The organism is Paenibacillus psychroresistens, from assembly GCF_009728935.1.
GTDB lineage: Bacteria > Bacillota > Bacilli > Paenibacillales > NBRC-103111 > Paenibacillus_AC > Paenibacillus_AC psychroresistens.
In genome coordinates this window covers 5,800,043-5,821,201 of the sequence record NZ_CP034235.1, presented here as the reverse complement: position 1 = coordinate 5,821,201, position 21,159 = coordinate 5,800,043, and the positions used below count along the sequence as shown (strand labels likewise).

16 protein-coding genes are annotated in these 21,159 nt (G+C 40.7%); 12 read left to right on the top strand and 4 right to left on the bottom strand.

The window, feature by feature from the left end; translation table 11 throughout:
• Nucleotides 1-43: 43 nt before the first annotated feature.
• The gene (locus EHS13_RS26565) at nt 44-2,107 is read left to right on the top strand and encodes a glycoside hydrolase family 183 protein (RefSeq protein WP_155703281.1); all 2,064 of its coding nucleotides are present in this window, start codon (nt 44-46) and stop codon (nt 2,105-2,107) included.
• Nucleotides 2,108-2,340: 233 nt separating this feature from the next.
• Here EHS13_RS26565 and EHS13_RS26560 read toward each other — a convergent pair whose 3' ends face one another.
• Nucleotides 2,341-4,572, bottom strand: coding sequence for a helix-turn-helix transcriptional regulator (locus EHS13_RS26560; protein WP_155703280.1), 2,232 nt, complete (start codon nt 4,570-4,572; stop codon nt 2,341-2,343).
• Between the two features lie 268 nt (nt 4,573-4,840).
• On the opposite strand from EHS13_RS26560, the gene EHS13_RS26555 reads away from it, so the two are divergent.
• The 4 genes from EHS13_RS26555 (at nt 4,841) to EHS13_RS26540 (ending at nt 9,600) form a co-directional block, all read left to right on the top strand.
• Complete coding sequence (locus EHS13_RS26555; protein ID WP_155703279.1) at nt 4,841-5,764, top strand: ABC transporter permease; 924 nt, start codon at nt 4,841-4,843, stop codon at nt 5,762-5,764.
• Nucleotides 5,765-5,779: 15 nt separating this feature from the next.
• Nucleotides 5,780-6,670, top strand: a complete 891-nt coding sequence (locus tag EHS13_RS26550) for a carbohydrate ABC transporter permease (RefSeq protein WP_155703278.1) — start codon at nt 5,780-5,782, stop codon at nt 6,668-6,670.
• A gap of 62 nt (nt 6,671-6,732) precedes the next feature.
• Nucleotides 6,733-8,352, top strand: coding sequence for an extracellular solute-binding protein (locus EHS13_RS26545; RefSeq protein ID WP_155703277.1), 1,620 nt, complete (start codon nt 6,733-6,735; stop codon nt 8,350-8,352).
• Between the two features lie 108 nt (nt 8,353-8,460).
• Entirely contained in the window at nt 8,461-9,600 is a 1,140-nt protein-coding gene (locus tag EHS13_RS26540) for a DUF2264 domain-containing protein (protein WP_155703276.1), read from the top strand.
• A 22-nt stretch (nt 9,601-9,622) separates the two neighbouring features.
• Here EHS13_RS26540 and EHS13_RS26535 read toward each other — a convergent pair whose 3' ends face one another.
• Complete coding sequence (locus tag EHS13_RS26535) at nt 9,623-10,501, bottom strand: AraC family transcriptional regulator (RefSeq protein WP_162463267.1); 879 nt, start codon at nt 10,499-10,501, stop codon at nt 9,623-9,625.
• 164 nt (nt 10,502-10,665) lie between these two features.
• Here EHS13_RS26535 and EHS13_RS26530 point away from each other — a divergent pair, with 164 nt between their 5' ends.
• Complete coding sequence (locus EHS13_RS26530) at nt 10,666-12,006, top strand: hypothetical protein (RefSeq protein WP_155703274.1); 1,341 nt, start codon at nt 10,666-10,668, stop codon at nt 12,004-12,006.
• Here the strand turns inward: EHS13_RS26530 and EHS13_RS26525 are convergent.
• Nucleotides 12,003-12,758, bottom strand: a complete 756-nt coding sequence (locus EHS13_RS26525) for an AraC family transcriptional regulator (protein WP_155703273.1) — start codon at nt 12,756-12,758, stop codon at nt 12,003-12,005. The two genes, EHS13_RS26530 and EHS13_RS26525, sit on opposite strands and share 4 nt — an antisense overlap.
• An 88-nt stretch (nt 12,759-12,846) precedes the next feature.
• Nucleotides 12,847-13,743 carry an AraC family transcriptional regulator gene (locus tag EHS13_RS26520; RefSeq protein ID WP_155703272.1) on the bottom strand — a complete coding sequence of 299 codons (897 nt, stop codon included), beginning with the start codon at nt 13,741-13,743 and terminating at the stop codon, nt 12,847-12,849.
• Nucleotides 13,744-13,855: 112 nt separating this feature from the next.
• On the opposite strand from EHS13_RS26520, the gene EHS13_RS26515 reads away from it, so the two are divergent.
• The 6 genes from EHS13_RS26515 to EHS13_RS26490 all read left to right on the top strand — a co-directional run bounded on the left by EHS13_RS26515 (nt 13,856) and on the right by EHS13_RS26490 (nt 21,056).
• Nucleotides 13,856-14,680, top strand: coding sequence for a phytanoyl-CoA dioxygenase family protein (locus tag EHS13_RS26515; protein ID WP_155703271.1), 825 nt, complete (start codon nt 13,856-13,858; stop codon nt 14,678-14,680).
• A gap of 109 nt (nt 14,681-14,789) precedes the next feature.
• Nucleotides 14,790-15,638: a phytanoyl-CoA dioxygenase family protein gene (locus tag EHS13_RS26510; protein WP_162463266.1), complete on the top strand. Its 849-nt coding sequence runs from the start codon at nt 14,790-14,792 to the stop codon at nt 15,636-15,638.
• The gene (locus EHS13_RS26505; RefSeq protein WP_155703269.1) at nt 15,639-15,914 is read left to right on the top strand and encodes a 2Fe-2S iron-sulfur cluster-binding protein; all 276 of its coding nucleotides are present in this window, start codon (nt 15,639-15,641) and stop codon (nt 15,912-15,914) included.
• Between the two features lie 36 nt (nt 15,915-15,950).
• Entirely contained in the window at nt 15,951-16,889 is a 939-nt protein-coding gene (locus tag EHS13_RS26500; RefSeq protein ID WP_155703268.1) for a nucleoside hydrolase, read from the top strand.
• Nucleotides 16,890-16,914: 25 nt separating this feature from the next.
• The gene (locus EHS13_RS26495) at nt 16,915-18,246 is read left to right on the top strand and encodes a response regulator (protein ID WP_155703267.1); all 1,332 of its coding nucleotides are present in this window, start codon (nt 16,915-16,917) and stop codon (nt 18,244-18,246) included.
• A gap of 2 nt (nt 18,247-18,248) precedes the next feature.
• Nucleotides 18,249-21,056, top strand: a complete 2,808-nt coding sequence (locus tag EHS13_RS26490) for a sensor histidine kinase (protein ID WP_155703266.1) — start codon at nt 18,249-18,251, stop codon at nt 21,054-21,056.
• The last annotated feature ends 103 nt before the right edge of the window (nt 21,057-21,159 follow it).

Genomic DNA, 21,159 nt, shown 5'->3' with positions numbered 1-21,159 from the left:
ACAATTGGATTTATCAAATTGAATAAAGAGGAGAGTCGTAATTATGTATGATCAAGGTACTCATTCTAGACATCATTTTGTATTATTGGTTGTTTGCTTTAGCTTAGCCTTAATCTTTTTTGTACTGCCTGTTTCAAAAACATACGCTATTGTTCCGCAGGAAAGCACCTTTTTCTCATCTACGTCGGTGGATGAGCATCAGGTCTACAGCTCCGCAAGCGATGGTGATTTATGGGCGTCTTGTTGGGCGGACGATGATAATTTATATGCCTCTAATGGTGACGGGAAAGGATTTTCTATAGGAGGTCCCTTTGTTGATATTGCCATGAATCGCATCAGTGGATCGCCAGGCAGTCTTACAGGAACAACCATCAATGCAGGAAGCATCAGCCAAACATGGGGTTCCACTGCAACGTATAACCGAAAACCAACTGGCATGGTTTGTGTAGATAACAATTTGTATGTTGCTGTTCAGGACTTAAACAAGAACTTCAACGATGCACCAGCTGCTACGATTGCTAAATCGACTAATCATGGCACGACTTGGACATGGAATACAACAGCTCCAATGTTTAATAATCTTTTCACTACAATTATGTTCTTGGATTATGGAAAGAACAATATCAATGCTCCGGACAGTTATATTTATGCCTATGGGCTTGATTACAACTGGCGGGATTCCTTTAACAATAGTGTTACGGACCCAACGAAGCTTTTTTTGGCGAGAGTGCCGAAGACTAGTATTCAGAATCGCTCGACCTGGGAATTCTATACGGGAGATTTGAACGGCAATGCTACTTGGTCAACGAATATTAGCTTGAAAACACCAGTATTGCAGGACGACCACTTAATTTACCAAAGTACACGTGATCCTGCCAACCCCAGCAATATGACGGTGCTGTCACAAGGCAGCGTAGTGTATGACAGTCCCTTGAATCGCTATATTTATACGTCTTGGACAGAATATACTTACGAGTTTTATGAATCTCCCACTCCGTTTGGCCCATGGAAGCATTTTTACACCAAAGATTACGGTGGTTATCCTTGGACTACATCGAAGAATGCTGGATATTCCACAACTATTCCTTCTAAATTTATTAGTTCAGATGGTAAATCGATGTGGATTCAATCGAATACCTTCATGGGAGGTGTTTCGAATTATAATTTCTCGTTAAGAAAGCTCACTGTAGTTCCCTATGTAGCTAGCACAGCATCGAATACCAAAAACGATACGAATTTAGCAAGGCAAACAGGTGTTGTTCCATTTGAGAAATCAGCACACAACGGTAACAATACGTTCTACAATGATGGTATTTATAATCAATCGGAGGACAGCTGGGATCAAGAAAATAAAACGATGGATTTCTGGGGCTACAGCTTTAATAAAAACATCAATATGAATAAGGTTGTTTATACGACTGGTAATATTTATAGCGATGGCGGTTGGTTCAGCGGCGGTCTTAAAGTTCAGGTGCGTCAAAACTTCAACTGGGTTGATGTTGCAGGCACAGTGGTTGGGCCTATTTATCCCAACAACAATTCGGCTGGACCGAATAAGAAGTATACCTTTACATTTAATGATATCTCAGGAGATGCGGTAAGAATTATCGGTACAGCTGGCGGAACGGCGCATTTCACCTCTATCGGCGAATTATCCGTGTACTTTGCTGGAGGCAATAAAGTGGTAGATCCTGGATTTGAAAGCCAAACAACGGCTGTTATAGCAGCACCTTGGGTTGGAGTGGGTACGGATTCAAAAGGAATTGACATCAATAATGGGCATGCACATACAGGAACTCATAGCTCCTATATTCGCTCTTCCAGTACGAATTGGAATCAAATTGGGCAGACCGTAGCGGTAACACCGAATACAGATTATGTGGTTACAGGGTGGATGTTTGCAACAGCTAATATTACAGCAGGATATTTCGGAGTTAGCACGACAAGCACAGCTGTTATTAAGGATATGCAATTTGGAAACACTGCTTATGCACCGCTGACATTTTCCTTTAATTCTGGCGCGAATACATCTGTAATTATTTATGGCGGATATTTTGGACCAGGTGCGGATTCCTGGATCAATTTTGACGATGTAAGTTTAAGATAATTTAGATGATGAGAAAGAAAAAAGCCTAATGATGCTAATCATCATAGGCTTAGGCTGTTGAGAAACCAAAAGTGGAGGATTTGTATATCGAGTGGAGAGTTTACGTGCCGCCTTTGAAAATTGCATCCTTACCACTGTCTAATAAGAGGATGCAATTTCAAGAGCGGCCGCAACCGATATGCAGATTCGTAACACTCTTAGTTTCTCAACAGCCTTTTTTCTAATTACTTCCTTCAAATCAGCTGCTTGCGAAAATCATTAGGTGTAACCCCATTACATTTTTTGAACATTCTATAGAAATAGGAGCTGCTCGTAAAGCCTGTTTTCTCAGCAATATCGGCAACGGATAGGTTGGTTTCCTTAAGCATATTTTTTGACTTATTCATTCTTACTTCCTGAATCACATCGGATAAAGCAATCAAGGTTTGCTGCTTGTATAATCGGCTGATGTAGATTGGGGACATATCCATTTCTTCGGCAATTGAATTTAAGCAAAGGTTCGGATTGGAGTAATCTCGTTCAATGATTTCATTCATCCGCTTAATCATATCCTCGTGTTTATTGCTGCGTTTTTCCTCAAGCTTGCGCTTCAATTCATCGAATAATCCGTAAAACTGTTGATTGATTTCTTCAATGGATTCAACTTGATTTAAAGGTAGAATGGTTGAGTCAAAATCAGGCTGCAGGATCAACGCATTGTTCTTTTTAATCGTATTGATCACACTATCTGTCGTTAGCATTAAATGAGAAATGGCCAGCTGCACTACACTATAAGGGTAATCCTCCGTTTCACTGACAATTTCACTGTATATTTTTTGAGCCTCAGCTGATTTTCCTGTCATCAGACATTCTACTAAGTGTTTCTCCTTTTGTGCGGGATAGATATATTCTTTCACTTTATAATTCATAATTTGTTCGGAAAAGATCAAACTGCTAGGACCTTTAAACAAGCGATGAAAGGAAGCTTCCATTACCTGCTTATAGAGCAGAATGCTTTGTTCAGCCGTTTCTTTGACAGGACTTATGGTAATCGAAACGGATAGCTTTAGATAATCTAATATGGCGCTGCTCATGCCTTGAATCATTTCCGAGAATATAGCTTCATTTGGCACTTGTGTGTTGTCACGGGCTGTAAGCAGCAGCAGGACTTGATCATCACCCATATCGATGGCTTCTACATTAAAATAGGGGAATCCAATTTCCGTAGTGATATTCATCATCGCGTAGCGAATTAGTTTAATTTCTTCTTTATATTTCTCGACCGCTTCTGAAAAATGATCGATTTTTATAAGGACAAGCTGAGAGCTGTTAAGAATGTTAATTTTAGAACCAAAATAGTTTAATTTACCCTGCAATGCTTTCGAGCTATAGCTTTCCTTGCCAAGAATGATATTACGAAGGAAATCCTGCCTGAGAATTTGCAGACTGTTTCTTTGCTCTATTTCTAATGCTCGGATCCGATTTAACACTTTATCAATCGGTGTATAAAGCTTTTTGGAGGTATAGAAGGAAAAAAACAAACCAATCAGCAGAATAGCCAAGCTAATATAAATGGTCTTCAAGCGCATACTTCTGATTTCCTGGGTAATATCCGCATAGGGGGTGACTCGAATATAGCGCCAGCCTAGTGTGTCTGGTTTAGTATATGAGATTAATGATTTGGTGCGATTGACCAAATCTACTATATAGCCCGAGGAATCACTATCTGCCAAAATCTTTTTCATGTATTTCTTTGTGGAATAGTCGGTCATGATGGGATCGCTTTCATTGTTAGAGAATAATAATCCCGCCGAATTTATGATAAATTCATTACTCGTATTATAAGTCTTTCCTGCACTTCGATTGATCCATGATTCAGAAATATTGACAACAACAGCAGAGTTTAAAGTATGATTCGAATTTATCGCGTCATAACACAAGAAGGAATAGCTGCTAATCTCTTTCTGATCTATTGTACCTTGGATATATGTTCTGGGAATGGGTTGGAAGGGAATGTAGTCTTGAAAATGGCCTAGGATGCCAACCATGCTTGGATCTCCAAGATCCGTTTTTGTCTGCAGCCCGCTTTGAGAATTATTAGAGCTCACATAAAAAATATCCGATATTCCACTATACACATAGATGGAATCAATAAACGGCATCGCTAAGCGATAGCTAATCAACTGGTCCATGGCAAACGTAACGTCATAAATATTGGGCTTCTCATAATAAAACAGCTTGGTAATAGAATAATCACGATAAATCTGAAAAGAAAGCTTCGAGACTATCTCCGTTATTGTGGAAATGGTTTGGCTAGTTTCCATTAAGCTTTTGGAATCGGATTGATATACCTGCTTCAAAGCAATCGCGTTGAAACTAATATATAGGATTGTGGAGGAGATAAGTAAAGTAATAACTATACATAAGATGATGCTCATTAAAATATTGCGATACACTTTTTGATTTCCACGAGTGCGCAGCAACATTGTATCTTCCTCCAATCTTAATACTGGAAATTATACCGTACACCAAATCTGCTTACAATGGAGCCGCTTTGTCAAAAGCGGAAAAACAGTTGAAAAAGTATGGATTGTTCATGAAAGTCGAAAATGTGCATCTTTTACAAGGCAATTATTCGGATGGTTGTTCACGATTATGATTATAAGTGCAGTATATTTAGCGAGCAGAAACGGTTTACAATACGAGCATATCGAAGAAGTACACACATTAATTTAACGAGGAGGGAATATTGCAATGATTAAAAAACAAGGGTTTTTACATGAGTTAAATAAGAATAAGATTTTGTTTCTTATGATAGCGCCAACGCTAGTCTATTTTCTGATTAATTCATACGCTCCCATGATCGGTATTTACTACGCATTCACAACCTTTGATTTTGGTGGGGGATTATTTGGGAGTCCTTTTGTAGGCTTAGAAAATTTTAAGTTTTTATTTAAATCAGGGGTCCTAATGAAGCTTGCAAGAAACACAATTGGCTATAACTTCGCCTTTATTGTAATGGTGAACTCCTTTTCTATTTTTTGTGCAATCATGTTAAGTGAAATAAGGGGAAGAATGTTTAAAAAGATTACGCAATCCGTGTTGTTTTTGCCTTACTTTATTTCATTCGTTCTATTAAATGCAATCGCATACAACCTATTTAATTATGAAACGGGGTTTCTAAACTCGACACTTAAGATGTTTGAAGCAACTCCTAAAGATATATACAACACGCCAAATGCATGGATTTTTCTATTGATTGCCTTCTATGTTTGGAAAAACTTAGGTTATTACATGATTATTTATCTGGCAACCATTACAGGAATAAGCGATGAGTATTATGAAGCAGCGAAAATCGATGGGGCTAATATATTCCAGCGTGTTTGGTATATTACAATTCCCATGCTGAAGCCAACCTTTATGATCCTATTCTTGTTTTCACTTGGAAGCATCATGAAAGGTCAATTTGATCTGTTTTACCAGCTGATTGGAGATAACGGATTGTTATTTAACACGACAGATATTCTCGATACTTATGTTTACCGTTCACTCAAGGTGACTTTTGACATTGGAATGGCAACAGCGGCAGGATTGTTTCAATCCGCTTTCGGGTTTATCTTGATTATCACGGTAAACTACTTAATTAAAAAATCGAATGAGGAATACGCATTATTCTAATAAGGAGGAATTCACTTGGAGGCAAAAACTACCGATTCATCGCTATTTAATATTATTGGCTATACCATTCTTATTCTTTTTTCGATAGTTTGTATCTTTCCTTTCTTACTCCTTCTCTCAGGTTCATTCACTTCGAACGAATCGATTATCGTAGATGGCTATCATCTTATTCCAAAGGTCTTTTCTTGGAGAGCTTATGATGCTGTGCTCGTGTTCCCTGGAAGAGTTATTAAGGCCTATATGGTAACAACTTCAGTTACGGTTATCGGAAGCTTTACTGGATTGCTTTTGATGACAATGGCAGGGTATGTGCTGCAAAGAAAAGATTTTAAGTACCGCAATAAACTATCGTTTTTTATTTATTTCACTACTTTATTTGGTGGCGGCTTAGTCCCGTGGTACATCCTAATGACTAAATACCTGCATTTAACAAACTCGTATTTGGCACTTATTATTCCGGGATTAATGACTCCCTTTTTGATTATTTTGATGAGAAGCTTCATTAAAGCAGCTGTTCCGGAGGAATTATCAGAATCGGCAAAGATTGATGGTGCCAATGATTTTAGAATCTATTATCGGATTGTGCTCCCATTGTCTATGCCTGGCATTGCGACTGTTGGCTTATTCCTAGCCTTGCAATATTGGAACAGTTGGTTTTTGTCATCGATGTTTATCACTGAGCAAGCGAAATATGAACTGCAATATTTCTTGTACAACATTATCAACGCAGCATCGTTTGCAAACGGATTAGGTGTAAGTACGGGCGTAACGCTAGGTTATGATATGCCCACGGAATCAATGAAATTGGCGATGGCGATGATAACTACCGGACCGATCCTCTTGTTATATCCGTTTATCCAAAGGTATTTTGTAAAAGGTTTAACGATTGGTGCCGTCAAGGGTTAGAACTGTTGTGGGAAATGCCCACCAGCTGACATATAATTTAATTAAACTAAGGGAGGATTTACATGACAAAGAGCTCAAAAAAATTTTTCAACGTAACAATGGCCTTCACTTTAGCAATTACCTTATTAGCCGGGTGCAGCAGCTCGAAAACGAGTGAACCAACCGCAGCACCAGATGCAGCTGCAACAGCGGCGCCAGCAGTAGACGCAACAAAGGCACCTGAAGCAACAAAGGCACCTGATGCAACGGATATTCCCAAAGCTGGTCTAGATATTTCGAAGAAAGTTGAATTGCAATTTTATATGCTTGGCGATGCTCCGAAGGATCTAGCTATAATTCAAGATAAAGTTAATGAAATGGCATTAAAGGATCTTAACGCAACGGTGAAATTCAATTACACGACTTGGACGGATTGGGATCAGAAGTATAAGCTGTTATTGTCTTCAGGCCAACCCGTTGATTTGATTTTCACAGCGGAATGGGCACAGTTCCAACAGTATGCTAATAAAGGAGCCTTCATTGAATTAAATGAAATGCTGCCTGTAGCCGCTCCAAAATTATATAGCTTTGTACCTCAAGATATGTGGGATGCTATTAAGATTAATGGTAAAATTTTTACGATGCCAGCAACCTTTAAAGAATACGTCACAACTGGTTTTGTATATCGGGATGATCTAAGAGAAAAGTATAATTTACCTGTACCGACATCTTTGGAAACCTTCGAAGCTTATCTGGAAGGAATTAAAAAAAATGTACCGACTCTTACTCCGCTTGGTGTAAACTCAAATGTCAGAGAAAGTATTTCGGATACAGTTAAGAATATAACGGATGATCCAGTTGGAGGACCGCTTCCTTATGGAGTGGGCATTAAATATAAAACACCTTCTGAAGTCACTTCTTATTGGGGATCTGAGGAAAATTTAGCTGATTTGAAATTGTTTAAAAGATGGGCAGATAAAGGGTTTTGGTCAAAGAATATTCTAAACCTCAAGGATACCGATCTGCTTGTCAACGGAAAAGCCGCTGCTCTTATTGGCGACAATCCCAATCGCTTCAATGATCAAAAATTAAGAATGACCGCAGGACATCCGGATTGGAAGCTTGCTTATTATCCAGCTCCGTACATTAAAGGACATGCGGAACCGGTTCACCCGATGCATAACGCATTTGCTGTTCCAAAAAGCAGTAAAAACCCGGAAAGAGCGATTGCTTTCTACGAAAAATTAGTTACAGATAAGAATTACAATCTATTAACTCAATATGGAATTGAAGGCGTAAACTATACGGTAGAAGACGGATATTATAAAATGATTGGTGATGCAACATCTAACGGTTTCCCAAGAGAAGCAATGAATAGCTGGGCATGGAGAAATCCAGAATATATGCTGTTCGACAAAGGCTTTGATGGCGTAAAGGAAATTTTCAAGAAGCTGGATGAGATTAAACAACCGGATATCTTTACCGGATTTGCCGAGGATTATTCCTCTTATCAGGCTGAAAGAGCTGCACTAGAGCAAGTAGAGAAACAATATATGTACCCGCTAATTGCAGGACTTGTGCCTGATGTTGAAAAGGGCTTAAAAACATTTATGGAAAAAGCCAAAGCGGCTGGCTTAGATAAAGTTCAAGAAGAATATAAAAAACAATGGCTTGCTTATCTACAGAGCGCAGGAATTAAATAATGGTTTAATAAAAAATGCGGAGGTATTCGCAGACGTTGTCTTTTTTAAGGCGTAGTCTGCGGATTCCTTTTTTGTTATGATTAAAATAAAGTGGATGGAGTGATGCAGATGAATCCAGGCTTGCAAGATCGAGTCTACTGGCTGGAGCAGTTGGATACAATAGCGCGTCCTGTTTTAAGTACATTAGCAGCTAGACAGCTAAAAGCAACCATGCCGATAAGTGGTCCAGGACAAGATAGAAGTCCATATATGCATCTCGAAGCAATGGGAAGATTGTTAAGCGGAATAGCTCCGTGGCTTGAATTAGAGGGTGGCGAGGAGCAGGAGTGCGTTTTTCGCGAGGAATTTAGACTTCTGGCTCGTGAATCAATGGACGCTGGGACAGATCCGAAATCACCTGACTATATGAATTTCTCAGAGGGATATCAACCGATTGTCGATGCGGCTTTTTTGGCTCATGCCATTCTCAGAGCGCCAGATCAGCTGTGGAATAAGCTTGAGAAACGAGTCCAACTGAATGTCGTTACATGCTTAAAAGCCACGCACAGCCGTAAGCCTGCTTATAGCAATTGGCTGCTATTTAGTGCAATCATTGAAGTGGCACTTTACAGAATGGGAGAAGATTGGGACCCTATGAGGATAGATTATGCCTTGCGTCAGCATGAGCAATGGTATTTAGGTGATGGTATCTATGGAGATGGACCTCAGTATCACAATGACTACTATAATAGCTTTGTAATTCAGCCCATGCTGCTCGATATTAGCGAAACTATGCTAGGCTTACATATGGAGTGGGATTTAATGAAGCCAACTTTCATTACAAGAGCAAAACGGTATGCTTCTACATTGGAGAGAATGATATCGCCTGAAGGCAGCTTTCCTCCTATTGGCAGATCGCTTGCCTATCGTTTTGGTGCCTTTCAGCTTTTGGCACAGATGGCATTGCGTAATGAACTGGATGAGGCCATAAAGCCAGCCCAAGTCAGGTGCGGACTTACTGCTGTAATGAGAAGAACTATGGAAATACCGGGAACGTTTGATGATAAAGGCTGGCTGCGTGTAGGATTTAGCGGCTATCAGCCGGATATTGGTGAGAGTTATATTTCCACTGGGAGCTTATATCTTTGTGCGGCGGTTTTTCTGCCATTAGGATTAGCGGCAACGGCTTCCTTCTGGCAAGGGGAAGAAGCTTGGACCGCTAAGAAAGCATGGTTTGGCGAAGGCTTCCCAATTGATCGTGCATTGTAAAAAGCGAGATTCACAGCACTTATTATGACCGACGCAGACTCCCAGGGGTTTGCGCGGTTATTTTTTTGAACACACGGGAGAAGTGATGGATATTGGAGAATCCACAATATTCAGCGATATCTGCTAAGGCATATTCTGTTGTGGTCAAAAGCTTATAGGCGTGCTGCACGCGAAGCTGCAACAGATAACGATGTGGGGAAACACGATAGTACTGCCGGAAAACGGCACTGAATCGGGAAGGAGATAGCTTGGCCCTATCCGCCATGTCTTTAACTGAAAGCGGCTGAGCTAAATGCAATGCTAAGAAGGAAGGAATCCAATCAAGCGAGGGAGAAACTGTGAAGTTGGACGGTTTCATACTGCCGAATTGGCGTAATAAGCTGAGAAATAGCTCCATGCCTAGGTGCTGAACCTCCAGCAGCTTAAGCGGGTCCTGACTTTGCCAATGCCGAATTAATCGTAAAAGTGTCTCGAGCAGCTGGGAAGAGTCGGTGGAGTGAAACTTTACTGGGATGTGAACATCTGCGAAATCATTAAGCTGAGGCTGAAGCCACTGCCGATAAGGAGTTAAATCAACAAGGCCTGGTGAGGATAGAAAGCTGCCTTCGCGATCAGGATTGAAGAAAAAATCGAGATGCACAAACGGAGTAACTGTATCGGTTACACCTTTTAAAGTGTGATATTGGTCAGGTTGAATGAGGCAGAAATCTCCCTTTTCCAGAACATAATCTGTACCCTCTACATGCGAAATGCATCTTCCCTCCTCGACATAAATCAGTAAATAATCGAGGTTTTTACGGCCGTGAATAAGCCATGGTTTACGAACGGCATAATCAGCCTCACGAATATAAGGGACAATAAGCTGTTCTGAGAGATCAAGTTTGGCTGATTGAACGGACATGGGATTTCCTGCTTTCATCGTCTATTGCAGCTCATTATAAGTCTATTATTATCATCTGGCAATCGTTTTAGATAAAAATAATAAGCTAAACAGACAAAGAAATATAAATAAAAATCCTTTAGACTATGTATTAATGATACATACTGAAGGAGCTGAATTGTGAAATGCCAGTACAAATTGATAATTTAGGGATTCTGCCACTAGCGGGGATTTGCAGCTATGAGGAGGCAAGCAGGCAAGGCTATGATATCGAGACGAATGTGAATTTGTTGAAACGTTATAATTATGTTAAAACCCAGCTCCATCTAATACTTGCTGCTCATTTAGCGAAAACCCCGGAGTGGGAGGTGAAGTGTGCTTTCAGTCTGCATCTATGGTTAGAGGCAGAGCATTCCGCAGCACTACGCAAAAGAATAGCTGAAATGCGTGAACCACCTTTACACTTGGACAAAGTGCCGGATAAACGTTTAAAGCTGGTTTTTGATGAACTGATTCGTTCAGAGAATACAGTGGAGTTATTGATAGGGATCTACAATGTCATTAAACCAGAAATGATTAGAGCCTTAAAGCAGCATATCTCTATAACGAATCCGCTAGCCGATTTTGCGACCTTGCGGATGCTAAAGCAAATGTTGGTTGAGGAAGAGGAAATGGCAGTATGGGGACAACATGCTTCAAGAGCATTGCAGCAAGATCAGGAATTAATTGAGCTTGCCCAGCGCTGGAATAATCATATTACCTTTTATCTAACAGCAGCTGGTGGTGTGGCAAATGATCTAATTGTTCCAGACAGTCAGGATTCACAGGATCTGCCTACCCCTCGTTCGGATGGTACTGTGTATTTAATGGATGCTACACCTCAACGAGATGCTAGATTTATAGATCGGTTTAATCAAGCAGCTAAGATAGATGATTATTATCAGGACGAACAGTTAAGCCCAGAGGAACGTACCTATGCATTGTTATTTAAGCGTGTTCGTGAAATGGATGTACCAGAGTGGATGGCACCGATCCTATATAAAACTAAGGGGAAGAGTTGGGACTATTATCTGGATATGAGCAGGCAGCTATGGGATGAGGCTAGACACGCGATGATGGGTGAAGTTGCGCTAAATAAGCTTGGAGTCCCGTTCTACAAATACCCTATAAGCATTAATGCTTCAACTTTATTGAATGAGAACTTTACACCTATACAGTCGCATTTAATTCTGTGGGGGATTGAGCAAGATCTGATGAAAAAGGATACAGGTAAGCGGTGGGAATGGTTGATTGCCAAATCTTCTAATAATGCATTAGCAGGGATGTATCAGGATTATGACTGGGCCGATGAAGTGCTGCATGCACAAATTGGCCGAAAATGGCTTGCTCCGGAATTTAGTGGATTGGAAGAAATGTTGAGTTTGTCAAAAACATTAATTGCAAGCTGGCATAGCCTGGGACCAACGCTTGCGGGACGCTCCAAGCAAGTAAATTGGTGGTCAGCTTTAATAGCGGACTTGGCTTAATCCTTACTGCCTTTGAGCCGAAACTGAAGTGGAGTTTTAAGGCAAATGCGTTTAAACATTTCAATAAATTGCGAGGTTGTTGAGAACCCGCAGTCCATACCTATTTCACTTACACTGGCGGTTGAGTTGAGCAGCGATCTCTTCGCCGCATCTATTCTTTTGTTTAGGATATAGTTTAGTGGAGATAAGCCGGTTTGTTTCTTGAACAAATGACGGAAATGGTCGTTGCTGTACCCGGAAATTTCAGCAAGCGTATGGAGCTGAATGGATTGGGTATAATTCTCATCTATAAATCTTCTTGCGTAGAACAATTTTTCAGGAAGGTTATCTGAGGCAGGAGCATGACTTTGCCTACCTATAAGGAGAATGATTTCGTTTAACAATAAATTAACTCTAGTTGTATAATGTTGTTTCTGGCCAAGGATTTCCTCCTTCATACAGAGCATAAGTGCGAGGATTTCTTTCTCCGGAGTATCGAGGATGACTGCGTTGGTTAAATGAACAGGGAAGTCGTCATAAAGAAAACCGAAGAAGATGACCTCGGTCGCTTCCTCATGCCGTTCATCATGCATATAATTGGGTCGCGTTAAAGTTACGCTATGTGGCGAATAACGCAGGAGCTCACCATTTAGATTCATCGTTCCTTTGCCTGTAGTATAATAAACCAATTCAAAGCATTCATGTTTATGGAAATCGACATAGGAGCCGGTTTCGTGAGTGCGGTAAGAAAAAAACTCGAGACTGCCGTTCATCTTATGATCCCCTCCACCAAATCCTGTTATTTCCTTATTAGCTTAAGCTAACTTTGTCAACTTGTCATCTTTATTATGCTGAAATATTTTAGAGCTGTGAAAACCTGCGATACTGGAAAGCAGTCATGCTTTCTCTTTGGCGGAATACACGGCTAAAATAATGGATATCTTCGTATCCGACCATCCGGGCTATAGCTTCGATTTGCTCATCTGTTTCACGCAAAAGTAGTTTGGCTGCGGCATGGCGATTACTATTCAAGTACTTAACGGGGCTAATGCCCATCCTATCTTTGAAAAGCTTGGTCATATAATCTTCATGGACATTTAAGTAATTCGCCATTCGGGTAGTTGTCCATTTTTCAGCGTAGCCAATATCCAGAGCTTGCACCAGCTGTATTAAATTTGCTTCGTATTTGGGATGAAGAATGCGCTTATTCTCCGTTTGCAGCCTTATTAGCTGTGCGAATAAATGGAGCAGCAGCCCGCGGCAAGCAAGCTGAAAGCCAAGCTTCTGTTGAGTCCATTCATGAATTATTGCTTCCATAAGGATAAGGCCGGTGGGAGGAAGGGGAAGTGTTTGAAATGTAAACAAGGGCTGAGCGTCGATAATAGGCATGGTGCAAAAGTCATGCTCTAAAGGCTGCTTCTCGTCCACAATAATATCCTCATCCCGTGAAGCTTTAAGCTCACCAAAAAAATCAAAATGAATGCCTAGCATGCTGGCATTGGGCTTGGATATAATTTCAATCTCATGCTGAATACCCGCTGGAAGCAATATAATGATTCCAGCAGATACCACTAAGGACTCTCCACCTAAATTTACTTTTATCACACCTTGACGAACGTATAGCAGCTCATAATCATAAATCCGCCGCTTCCATTCAAATTGAGGAGCACGTTGATGGGACTGAGCCCAATGCACCGATGGTGTGAGATCTTGCCAGGATGCCGCTTGCTGTGATAAGAACGACAATGAAACGGGCATTAGCAGCTACCTCCTTTACGGAAAAGTCCAAATTATGTTCGGTTTTATTGAAATCTATTTTATTTATCCCATGATATCATGAGGAAAGAACCAACTACAAGGAGATGAGGAAATGCAAGGAAATATTCAAATTTCAGAATTAAATCAACCTTACAGCCTGGATAAAGATCAGATCACTCGCTATGGAGATGACGGTCATATCTTGCTTCGTGGTTTAGCAAGTCAATCATTAATTGAGCATTATCGTCCACAAATTGTCGATGAAGTTAAGCGCTTGAATCAAGAAACACGACCCTTGGAGAAGCGGGATACGTATGGCAAGGCTTTCTTGCAAATCATGAATCTTTGGGAGCAAAGCAAGCTGATTGAGCCATTCGTTTTCGCCAAAAGGTTCGCAAAAGTAGCAGCAGAGCTGATGAATGTGACTGGTGTAAGAATTTATCATGACCAAGCTTTGTTCAAAGAACCGGGCGGGGGCTACACTCCTTGGCATCAGGATCAAATTTATTGGCCGGTGGATACGGACAAAGTTATTACATTGTGGATGCCGCTAGTTGATGTTCCAGATGAGGTGGGCTCGATGACCTTTGTCTCCGGCTCACATAAGCATGGTTATATAAGTAAAATGGAAATTTCGGATATGTCGCATCAGACACTCAAATCCTATATAGAGTCTGAGAAGTTGCCACAAGCAAATTATGGGGCTCTTCAAGCAGGAGATGCCACGTTTCACGCTGGCTGGACGCTGCATAGTGCGCCAGGCAACCCTACTGCCCATACACGAGAGGTTATGACAATTATTTATATAGCAGATGAAACCCGTGTATTAGAACCTGATAGTAATGCACGAAAATCTGATTTAGAGAGATGGATGCCAGGACTTAAAGCAGGTGATCCAATCAACAGTCGATTAAATCCGCTGCTTTATCGGATTTGAGTAATCACCGAATCGTGTTATTTTACCCCTAGTTGATTATATCTGGAAGCGGTTTATTGGCTTTATGATAAGAGAGCAAGGTAAACCGAAAATTAGGGGGAGAGTTAACATGCATAATGAGCAGGTAGTGGGTCTAACGGATAGTGAAATTCAAGAATATTGGCAGGATGGTTTTCTCGTGTTTAACGATATAATTTCTCAAGAAGAAGTGGAAGAATTAAGACAAGCTTGTGAAAAACCGCAAATCCTCGCCTTAAGATCGCAACAGGATTATGAGACGAAAACTGTGCATGCCCTAGGGATAACCTCGCTGCACCCGATTTTTCTAAAGCTTGCCAAGCATCCTGCAATTGTTGAGAAGATTAAGCCTTTGTTAGGGCCAGATATTCAGCTGCAGCATTCCAAGCTCGCAACGAAGCCACCTTCACGGGGTGTAGGTGTTTTTCCTTGGCATCAGGATTATGCCTTCTACCCGCACACTAATACGGATCTACTATCCGTGATGATTATGTTGGATGATGCTACGCCAGAAAACGGCTGTATGTCGATGACCAAAGGCAGCCATAAGCTGGGGATTCTGAATCATGAGGTAAATGGACGTTTTGTTGCGGCTTGTCAGGAGAGCAAATATTGGACGAATCCTGCTTATGAGGTTGTCGATATTACTCCGAGGGCTGGGGGAATCAGTATTCATCACGCGTTGACGCTGCATGGCTCTGAAGCTAACTTATCTGGTAAACCAAGAAGAGGCATTGTGTTCTCTTACCGCTCCGATGATGCACAGCAATTAGCAGATAATACGTTTGATGATACTGGATTACTTATATGCGGCAGTAACCACGGTGTTGTGCGCTGTGATGTGGGTCTGGTTAAGCTGCCTAATCGTGGAGGCGATACCCCATTTGGCTCGATCTGGAATCAAATCGGTTCATTTGCTGCTGTTGAGAATAAGAAGTAAATGTCTGGCTATCAAATCAAGCTGCTTCCATCCAACCAAACATTCGAAATTAAAAAGGACGAAATTATCCTAGATGCAGCCATCCGCCAAGGTGTTTATATATCTTATAGCTGTCGCAATGGGACCTGTAGAACGTGTCTCTTCGAAATAAAAGAAGGTGCTATTCAACAGGAATATGCAGATTATTGCCTGATTTCTGATCAGGAGTTAGCTGTCGGAAAGCGGCTGATTTGTATGAGCACCTGTCAAAGTGACGTTATTATGGAGAAGGCATAGCAGAATAGGAAATTAAATTAGAGGAGAAGGCGGCTAATGAATCGCGAGAATATTATTATCGATACAGACATTGGTGACGATATTGATGATGCCTTGGCTCTTGCATTTGCCTTGCATTCCCCAGAGATTCATATACTTGGCGTGACCACTGTACTTGGTAATACGCAGGCAAGGGCGAGAATTGCAGTGAATTTGCTGCAAACTGCTGGCTTTGGACAGATACCGGTTTATGCAGGCTGTGGCCAGCCTATGAATCAGCCTGTAGATGAAACAATTATTCCCTGTCAATATAGCGAGGAAACGATGGGGACGCTTGAAATCAGCTCCGTTCATGCAGTTGATTATCTGATTGATTGTATTATGAATGCGCCCGAAGCGGTTACTTTAGTCACGATCGGTCCATTAACCAACGTAGCTGTTGCCTTGTTGAAGGAACCACGATTAAAACAGAAATTAAAACGAATAGTCATGATGGGCGGCGCCTATTATTTTCATTATGTAGAGTGGAATATTTATTGCGATCCGGAAGCGGCGAACATAGTATTTCAATCGGGGATTCCAATCGACGCTGTGGGTCTGGATGTTACTAAGCAGTGTCTAATGAATGGGGAGCAGCTAGAGCGGCTAAAAACAGAATTGAACTCTCCGCTTATCCGTTTGCTATGGCAGCTAATCGAGCAATGGCAAATAAATAATAAGGGGCGAAAATACCCGATTTTGCATGATGCTTTAGCTGTTTATGGTATTTTTGGTCGCGAGCTTTTACAATTTGAGCGTGAGGCTGTATCGATTGAACTGGCCGGAACAGCTACACGAGGCCTGACCTTCAATCGAACAGATCGAAATCGCGAAGACCAATTAATTGCGGGTGCGGAGATGCAAGCAGAACGCTCTGTTATACAGGTGGCTAAAGCTGTAGACAGCCAATCTTTTATAGATTTCTTCCTCAATAGACTGCTTTCTGTTAAGCTATAATTAGGCTATTAGTGAGGTGAAAGCTATGTATAAAGTACTCATTGTCGATGATGAGAAAGAAATCCGTGATGGATTAATCGCTTGGCCGTGGGAGTCTTTAAGTTTACAGGTTGTCGGGTGCTGTGCACATGGATTGGAAGCGCTTCAGTTTGTTGCTGAGCAGCCTGTAGATATTATTATGACGGATATTCGCATGCCGTTTATGAGCGGAATTGAATTGATTGAAATATTGAAACGACAGTATCCGTTCATCCATGTGATCATTCTATCTGGTCATAGCGATTTTGAATTTGCTCAGAAAGCCATTCAATATGGGGCAACGGATTATTTGCTGAAGCCTGTTCATTTCCCTTCACTTTCCCAGTCATTGGGATTATTAGTTAACAAGCTAGATGAGAAGAAACAAGTTGAATATCGGACAGCCGTGCTGAAGCGCAAGGAAGAGCAGCTGACCCAAGTGCTGCGCGATGACTTTATCCGCCAGCTTATTCATGCTGAGGTTTCAGCTTATGATATGGAACAAATGAGTTCAGAAGCCGAGGTATTGCTTGATAGTAATTGTTATACAGTAGCCCTATTTCGCTTAGACCGCCTTTCCTTGCAAGAACAGAGGATCTCGGAACGTGAATTAAGGCTTTTGGTATTTTCACTGGATAATATACTCCATGATATCTGGGATAGCTCAGGGCTGGGATACCATTTAGTTAATAAAGCTACCGCTGAATTTTACCTTCTTTCTACAAAGCATGATTCACATGATAATTTTAGAAACACACTCTCTCAGTGGCTTAAATATATGGGTTTGTTCAAATCTACCTTTTCTATAGGAATTGGACGCACCGTGGAGCAGCCGACAGATATTCGTTTATCTGCGCGATCGGCTGAACGTACCTTGAACGGCAATAAACAGGAGTCTTCCATCTGTTATTTCCAGTCAGATGACGATTCCGCGTTAAATCAGAAAACACCAAATACAATAATCAAACAGAATATCCAGCCGCTTAATGAAATGGGTATTGAGCAGAATAGCATGATTTTGGTACTAGCTAAGCAATTTATAGTCGACCACTATCATCGCAGTATTACTCTTAAGGAAGTCGCGGAGCATGTTTATATATCACAAAGTCATCTATCTGCGTTATTTAAAGAGACTGGGGTGACTTATTTAAAGTTTCTAACCTCTCTGCGTATGAGCAAAGCTGTTGATTTATTAAAAGAAGCCAATGTGAAGGTTTATGAAATCGTAGAGATGGTTGGTTATTCCGACCCGGCATATTTCTCAGAAGTATTCAAAAAATTCACCGGAAAAACGCCAAATGAATACAGGGGCAAATTTAAACAGATTCAGGGGGGCTAGCATTGAAGAAAAAGCTAAGCAAGCTTAGTCCAACTCTGAATCGAATTGTTATGCTATCTGTTATGCTGACCCTTGTCGCGCAGATTGTTCTAGTTTATATCGGTATATCTTATGCTAGCTCTATTGATAACAGTATGAATAAGAAACGAGCAGCTGAGGTGCTGAATCAATTTCAGCAAAGCCTGCTTTATCAATTAAATGACGTTAACAATTTATTGCTGCTGCTGCAAACACCTGAATTCAGTGATTTCTTTAAAGATCTGATGAACCTGCGTGAAGATGAGATAGTAAATCAGGAAAAACAAAAGCTCTTGAGGAAACTCGATACATTAAATTTGTCTACAGAAATCATTAGCTCCATCTATTTTATCGGCAAAGATGTTAATCAGAAGTCGTTTCGCAAAGTGACCGAATCCTCGCAGTTTGAGGAATTGACTGACATTCAAATGGACGTCCTCGGCTATTCAAAGCTGGACAGTCTTTTTATCGCAGATCATGATCAATTTACATACTATCAGGAAGATGACTTCACAAAGCTTTATCGAACAGATTACCCGCTGCTGAACAAAGCCAACTTGGATCAACTGAATTCATTCATTTCCAACTTGAAGAACCATTTAATACTAACTAACGGTAATGAAAACGGAGTTTTTATTGTCATTGTTTTGAAAGATAATTTTTTTCAACAGGCTATGCCACATTCTAAAAACGATAGTGAATCGCTTTTTTCTGTCGTCAATGCTCAGAACAATATTCTATGGTCAAACATCAAGGATGAAGCCATTCTTCAGGATATTGGCAAAGAAAGCAGCAGCACAGCCGCTTCTAATCTTTTGTACACTAACACGGTTAAAGAGCTTTCGCCGTTTCAGCTTAGAGCCATTCATACAGAGGTGCAAAACTCATCCTATCTAGTTCGCTATACCCTGCTGTTCAAAATGGTGGGGTTATCTTTGTTAACCCTGTTAGTAACCTTATTTATCAGCTTGTTCTATCTAAGAAAGGTATTTAAACCGTTCAGGATTATTTCTAAAAAACTTAAAAATCAGTCGATTACTAATGAAATGGTGCTGCGTTCGTTACCTGAGAATTTGATCAAAAAGGGCTTTCATTCTATCTCCATGCGTAATAAATTAATTCTGGTTTTATTGACTGCGGTAAGTATACCTGCGATTTCAGATGGAATTCTCTATTCCCGCTTTCTGACACAGGATGTGCAAAAAGAGATGAAAAATTCAATGGAAACAATCGGTCAATATACAGTAGCAAGCATTCAAAATGGAGTAAGATCTATGGAGAATATCTTGAACGGAATTTCAGTAAGCAAGCAGTTTCAGAATTATATAACCGATATGAATTCCTATCAGCCAGGCTCGAATGCTCCGAAAGCGATCAACCTTTCGATATTCCCCGGACTAAATGATGTCTCTTATTTTGTGCTGCTGGATGAAAGGGGAATTTGTATTTACTCCTCTATCTTTTCGAATAATAAGGACATTTTTAATACGAACCCCGGATACCTGCAAAATAGGGAAGACTCCTACTGGGTCTCGAATTATAAAGATATATTCAACCATACTTCAGCAGCGCTCGTGAAACGGATAGAGCCTAATAGTGATACCAATGTAGTAACCTATTTGCTGTTAGTTCCAAAACAATCGATTTTTCAGAATGTTGAGTCAGGGCTGATCAACGCTTCCTATTATATTTCTGACACTACCGGTAAAATAATTTATCAGTCGCGGGTTTTAACTGAATCAAATCCGGCGAAGCAGTATCGATTTACGCAAGTCATTCCAAACACAAATTGGCGAATTTCGATCAGTTATATTAACAATGAAATCATTGAAAAAAATCGGGTTTATCAAGAGCAGTTTCTGTTAATCATGTTCATCGTATTTCTGTTATCCATGGCGGCTGCATTCATAATCGCGGAAATTCTAGTAAAGCCGGTAAAGCAATTGAAGGATACGATGCTGGCGGTAGGAGCGGGTGACTTCGCACAAAGGGTCGCTTACAACGAGGATAATGAGATAGGCGGCATTATTAAAAGCTATAACGGCATGATCGAACAGCTCGATCAAACCATCCGGCAGAACATGAGCATCATGGAGGAAAACGCTAATAACAAAATGAGGGAAAACGATTTGATTTCAATGAAAACGCGAGCCGAGCTGCAGATGCTGCAAGCGCAGATTAATCCACACTTTCTATACAATACCTTGGAAGCTATTAACATGCGAAGTATGAAGAGTGGCAATCACGAAATCAGTACACTTGTCAGCGCACTAGCAGATTTATTCCGTTACAGCATTTCCAAAGGTTCTAATGTGGTTGAATTGGACAAGGAATTGATGCATGCCATAAACTATATCACGATTCAACAAATTCGTTTCGGCAATAGCTTCCTTGCGGAAATTAACGTTCCACAGGAATTAAGAGGAATTCCAACCTTGAAGTTTATTATTCAGCCGATTATCGAAAATTCAATTAAACATGGTTTTGTTGGATGGGAGTCAGGTGGAATTATTCGTATTTCAGCTGCTATTCAGGGCGATCGGATTCAAATTCTATTGAGTGATAATGGAATTGGGATGAACGACGAGACCTTACAAAGATTGAGAGCCGAGATGGAACGAGAGCTTGGCGACTTAAGCGGGGAAGACAGCGGAATAGGCTTGAAAAATGTCTATCATCGTTTGAAGTTATTCTATAAAGATCAAATGTCGATGGTGGTGAGCAGCCAATTAATGAAAGGGACCGTAATTAAATTGGAATTTCCGCTAGCTATCGAAAAGGAATCCTTCTAGATAAACACCGTAGAAATACCATACAAATTAGAGCTTTACCCCATACAAACGCTTACATATTGGCTGTATTCTTAAAGACAGGAAGTGATTGGCTTCTAATTAT

Coding starts and splice junctions, on each gene's coding strand:
- EHS13_RS26505 (WP_155703269.1), top strand. CDS start 15,639: ATGTCTGGCTATCAAATCAAGCTGCTTCCATCCAACCAAACATTCGAA.
- EHS13_RS26525 (WP_155703273.1), bottom strand. CDS start 12,758: ATGAACGGCAGTCTCGAGTTTTTTTCTTACCGCACTCACGAAACCGGC.
- EHS13_RS26530 (WP_155703274.1), top strand. CDS start 10,666: ATGCCAGTACAAATTGATAATTTAGGGATTCTGCCACTAGCGGGGATT.
- EHS13_RS26515 (WP_155703271.1), top strand. CDS start 13,856: ATGCAAGGAAATATTCAAATTTCAGAATTAAATCAACCTTACAGCCTG.
- EHS13_RS26500 (WP_155703268.1), top strand. CDS start 15,951: ATGAATCGCGAGAATATTATTATCGATACAGACATTGGTGACGATATT.
- EHS13_RS26545 (WP_155703277.1), top strand. CDS start 6,733: ATGACAAAGAGCTCAAAAAAATTTTTCAACGTAACAATGGCCTTCACT.
- EHS13_RS26520 (WP_155703272.1), bottom strand. CDS start 13,743: ATGCCCGTTTCATTGTCGTTCTTATCACAGCAAGCGGCATCCTGGCAA.
- EHS13_RS26565 (WP_155703281.1), top strand. CDS start 44: ATGTATGATCAAGGTACTCATTCTAGACATCATTTTGTATTATTGGTT.
- EHS13_RS26560 (WP_155703280.1), bottom strand. CDS start 4,572: ATGTTGCTGCGCACTCGTGGAAATCAAAAAGTGTATCGCAATATTTTA.
- EHS13_RS26540 (WP_155703276.1), top strand. CDS start 8,461: ATGAATCCAGGCTTGCAAGATCGAGTCTACTGGCTGGAGCAGTTGGAT.
- EHS13_RS26495 (WP_155703267.1), top strand. CDS start 16,915: ATGTATAAAGTACTCATTGTCGATGATGAGAAAGAAATCCGTGATGGA.
- EHS13_RS26510 (WP_162463266.1), top strand. CDS start 14,790: ATGCATAATGAGCAGGTAGTGGGTCTAACGGATAGTGAAATTCAAGAA.
- EHS13_RS26535 (WP_162463267.1), bottom strand. CDS start 10,501: ATGTCCGTTCAATCAGCCAAACTTGATCTCTCAGAACAGCTTATTGTC.
- EHS13_RS26555 (WP_155703279.1), top strand. CDS start 4,841: ATGATTAAAAAACAAGGGTTTTTACATGAGTTAAATAAGAATAAGATT.